Below are 4,290 nucleotides of genomic sequence, written 5' to 3' on the forward strand. Positions count from 1 at the left end.
GTATCGACGGCCGGCGAAAAACTGGGGCTGACGCAGCCTGCCGTCAGTAATTCACTTAAACGGCTGCGTACAGCGCTGAACGACGATTTGTTCTTGCGCACCTCAAAAGGCATGGAGCCGACACCGTATGCACTGCATCTTGCGGAGCCCGTGGTTTATGCGCTCAACACGTTGCAGACGGCGCTGACGACCCGTGACTCGTTCGACCCGCTTACCAGCACGCGCACCTTCAACTTGGCAATGACCGACATCGGCGAGATGTACTTCATACCTCCATTGATGGAAGCGCTTGCGCAACGAGCTCCTCATATCCAGATCAGCACGCTGCGCCCGAATGCTGGCAATCTGAACGAGGATATGGAGTCGGGCGCGGTCGATCTTGCCTTGGGTCTTCTGCCAGAGCTACAGACCGGATTCTTCCAGCGGCGCCTCTTTCGCCACCGCTACGTATGCATGTTCCGCAAGGACCATCCAAGCGCCAAATCCCCCATGAGCCTGAAACAGTTCAGTGAACTGGAGCATGTCGGCGTGGTCGCACTCAACACCGGACACGGTGAGGTCGACGGCCTGCTTGAACGCGCAGGCATCAAAAGGCATATGCGGCTGGTGGTGCCGCATTTCATTGCGGTCGGCCCCATTGTGCACAGCACCGACCTCATCGCGACCGTGCCGCAACGTTTTGCCGTTCGCTGCGAAGTGCCTTTTGGTCTGACGACATCCCCGCACCCGGCCAAGCTGCCCGATATCGCCATCAACCTGTTTTGGCATGCCAAGTACAACCGGGAGCCGGGCAACATGTGGCTACGTCAGTTGTTCGTCGAGCTTTTCTCTGAAGCATAAGCGTCCAGCAAACCCATATTGACTGTCGCGGGCGGCCATGGCTGAATCAGGATGTCGGTGATCTGCCAACCGATGCGGCAGCAGTTCTTCCATGCGACTGGCCTTGTGCGTAGGCAGCCGGGTCAGAACTGCCTTCGCTCGCCAGTTTGAACACCGCCACCGTCTGCACCAGCTCCTCGGACTCGCCCTTCAGGCTGGAGGCCGCGGTGGCCATCTGCTCGACCAGCGCCGCGTTCTATTGCGTTGCCTGGTCCATATTGGTGACGGCCTCACCCACCTGCGCCATTCCCTGGCTCTGCTCAGTGCTGGCCGCGCTGATCTCGCCCATGATGTCGGTCACGCGCCGGATACTGTCCACGACCTCTTTCATGGTGGTGCCGGCCTGGCCCACCAGGGCGCTGCCTTGCTCGACCCGGCCCACGCTGTCCTCGATCAGGGTCTTGATTTCCTTGGCGGCCTCGGCGCTGCGCTGGGCCAGGCTGCGCACCTCGGCGGCCACCACGGCAAAGCCGCGACCGTGTTCGCCCGCTCGGGCGGATTCGACCGCGGCATTCAGGGCCGGAATGTTGGTCTGGAAGGCGATGCCGTCAATGACGCTGATGATGTCGGCTATCTTGCGTGAGCTTTCGTTGATGCCGGTCATGGTGTTGACCACCTGGGCCACAGCTTCGCAGCCTTCGACGGCCACGGCGCTGGCGCTTTGCGCGAGCTGGTTGGCATGGCGCGCGTTGTCGGCGTTCTGGCGCACATGGGCCACCATGCTGGAAAGGCTGCCCTGCATGTCCGCCAAGGCGGCCATCAATTGGCCGACTTCGTCGTTCGAACGCGTCACGATCTGCCCCGTGAGGTCGCCCTAGGCAATCTAGCCATCTGCGCAACGCGACTTACGCAAGACCGCGCCCTTTGGGGGAAGTACCACTTCCTGAACGGCTAGACGGTGTCTGACTGTCCTGACCTACAGGGCCAACCCCAACCGCGCCCGCCTCTGCATCAGAACCGTTTTTGCCAGGCGACCGCCGCGTTGATCTGCGAGTGGGTGACCTTTATCGGCACGGAGGTGTTGGGCTGACTCGTGTTCGTCAAGGTCTTCTGCAATGCGAATGATACGCCAAGGTCGATCTTGTTGTCTTTGCTGAACGCATAAGAAACGCCGCCGGTCAGGGTCGTGGTCGGGATGGCGGCAATGGCGGCCAACAGCATATTGTTTGGTATGGCTTCCTGCGCATAATGGAAGCCCGCACGGAACGCGAGGCTCGCGTTGTAGCGGTATTCTGCCCCCACGCCAAACACGTTGATGTCACGGTAGTTCTGCGGCAGGGACAGGTTCAGGTTCGCCCCCGTGCCCGACTGTACGAAGCTCACGTTGATGTCCTTGAACACGCTCGCGAGAAACACGCGCTGATAGTCGGCCGAAATGCTCCAGTGATCGTTGAAGCGGTGGCTAATACCTGCCGTGAACTGCGCGGGCATTTCGAAGCTGTGGACCGTGATCTGACCGTCGAGCGGGATGTTTCCGGCAACGGAACTCACTGCCGACAACGTTGCATGGCCGCCCAGATCGCCCACGTGCGTCTTGAAATTGTAGGCCAGGCCAAACACGGTGTCCGGCGTGAGCCGATACGTGAGGCCCAGCTTGCCGCCGATCCCCCAAGCATCGGCGCCGCCGCCCACGATTCCGTTATGCGCGAAGTTGATATACCCGCCCGACAGGCCTGGCACGCTGGCGAGCGCGGGCAGCAGCGAGCCCGATGCGCGGTGCTGGGCCGCGAGCGTACCGATTTGCGAGGCATCCAGCAGCATGCCGAGATTCAGCGAGGTCCAGACCGCGTCAAGCGAGCCGCCGACCGTCAGCTTGTCCGTGATGTCGTAAGACATGGCAAACGGAATGCGCAACACCAGGAGACGCGAAAAATTGTCGAAGCCGGTGCTGATGCCGTTGGTGGTCGTGCGCGATAGAAAGCTGCTGCCGCCGTACTGCGTGCCGAGCCCCCCTGCCGCGAAGACGCCCACCCCGAATGCATACTTCCCGGCACGGTACACGAATGCGGCTTCGGGCGCGAAGTAGGGACCGTTGTTGTTGCCGTGATTGCCAGAAGAAACTGATTCGCCGGTGGTGGCGTTTCGTATGTTGATATCGGTGCTGATGACATCCAGCCCGAAATCTAGATAGGCCCCATGCTCCATCAAGCCCAGCGTTGCCGGGTTCTCCATCATGGCGGCCGCGCCAATATCGTATGCTACGCCTGTGCCCCCCATGGCCCGGGACACGGGGCCATAGCCCTCCAGATTGAACACGTCAGTAGCGTTCGCATTGCCCATCGCAAATAATGCCACCGAAAAACCCACGATCACCCGCACAGCGACACAACTCTGATTGGTCTTCAATTTCGTCTCCTTACCAGATTTTTCTAATAATGGTATGAGCGTTCGCGCGCTCGCCCTCGCTTTACGTCGAAGCAGGTTTATGGCCGGATCAGTACCTTCATTGCGCTGTCCGATTTCTGATGAAAGACGGAGAATGCCTTGTCGACATCAACAAGTTCGAACGCGTGTGAAAAGTACTCTTGCGGATTGATCACACCACGCTCCATCATCCGCAATGCCTCCCACATGTAAGGCTGCGCGTTAGCGAAGCCATTCATGTGCAAGCTGATATTGCGCAGAAACACATCGGCCAAATTCAGATTGAAAGCTGAGTCGCAGAAAACGCCGATCGCGGCAACCGTTCCGCCGGGACGAACCAGATCGAGGCACATCTGTAGGGTTTCGGGATAACCGACCACCTCGATCACTTTGTCAAAGCCACGTCCGCCGGTTTCTGCCAGTGCTTTTTCTTTCCAGTCTCCCTGGTTCGCATCAATCGCGACGCACCCCTTTTTGCGCACCACGTCAAGACGATGGGCAACCTTATCGAGGATAACCACGCGCCCTGGCCCTCTGTGCAGCGCGATATCGAGAGTCATCATTCCCGTCGGCCCGCAGCCCACCAGTGCAACATTCTCCCCGACCTGGATATCGGCCAGGCGGTTAGCGATGATTGCCGACGGCAGGTTGCAGGAAAGCGTAACCGCCGCTTCATCGGGAATTCCCTTCGGCACATTCATCGCGTGGCCATCCGCGTGAGGAACGATCAGGGCCTCCGCATGAGTTCCATTGATGCCGCCGAAAGGTACGCCGAATCCATAGACCGCGTTTTTGGTAGTCTCGCAATGTGCGGTCTGCTCGACCTCGCACATGTAGCAGTGTCCGCATGAGACTGAGTACCCCATACTGATGCGATCACCCTGCTTGAAGCGCCCAACGCTCTTACCGATCTCCACGACTTCGCCGATCAACTCATGACCTGTTTGGGACTTGCCTTTTTCCATGATTCGGTTGGGGTTCATTCATGGCATGGTTTCCTTGGATTACTTAAATTGGGCTCGCATGGCGCCTTCGCTCAGACACCGC

At 59.3% G+C, this 4,290-nt stretch carries 3 protein-coding genes and 1 pseudogene; 1 reads left to right on the top strand and 3 read right to left on the bottom strand.

Features of this window, described 5'->3' with window-relative positions:
* A partial coding sequence (nagR, locus tag PCE31106_RS23790) for a naphthalene degradation transcriptional regulator NagR (RefSeq protein ID WP_150564889.1) occupies positions 1–840 on the top strand: 840 nt, incomplete at its 5' end.
* Positions 841–886: 46 nt separating this feature from the next.
* On the opposite strand, the pseudogene PCE31106_RS23795 reads toward nagR, so the two are convergent.
* The 3 genes and pseudogenes from PCE31106_RS23795 to PCE31106_RS23805 form a co-directional block, all read right to left on the bottom strand.
* Positions 887–1,594: pseudogene (locus tag PCE31106_RS23795) on the bottom strand (methyl-accepting chemotaxis protein); the annotation flags it as partial.
* Between the two features lie 236 nt (positions 1,595–1,830).
* Positions 1,831–3,225 (bottom strand): OmpP1/FadL family transporter, encoded by a 1,395-nt coding sequence (locus PCE31106_RS23800; protein ID WP_232036326.1) that lies wholly within the window; start codon positions 3,223–3,225, stop codon positions 1,831–1,833.
* Between the two features lie 77 nt (positions 3,226–3,302).
* On the bottom strand, positions 3,303–4,226 hold the full coding sequence (locus tag PCE31106_RS23805; RefSeq protein ID WP_232036327.1) for a zinc-binding dehydrogenase: 924 nt from the start codon (positions 4,224–4,226) through the stop codon (positions 3,303–3,305).
* Between the last annotated feature and the right edge of the window lie 64 nt (positions 4,227–4,290).

Origin of the sequence: Pandoraea cepalis, from assembly GCF_902459665.1 — a bacterium.
In the GTDB taxonomy this organism is placed as follows: Bacteria; Pseudomonadota; Gammaproteobacteria; order Burkholderiales; family Burkholderiaceae; genus Pandoraea; species Pandoraea cepalis.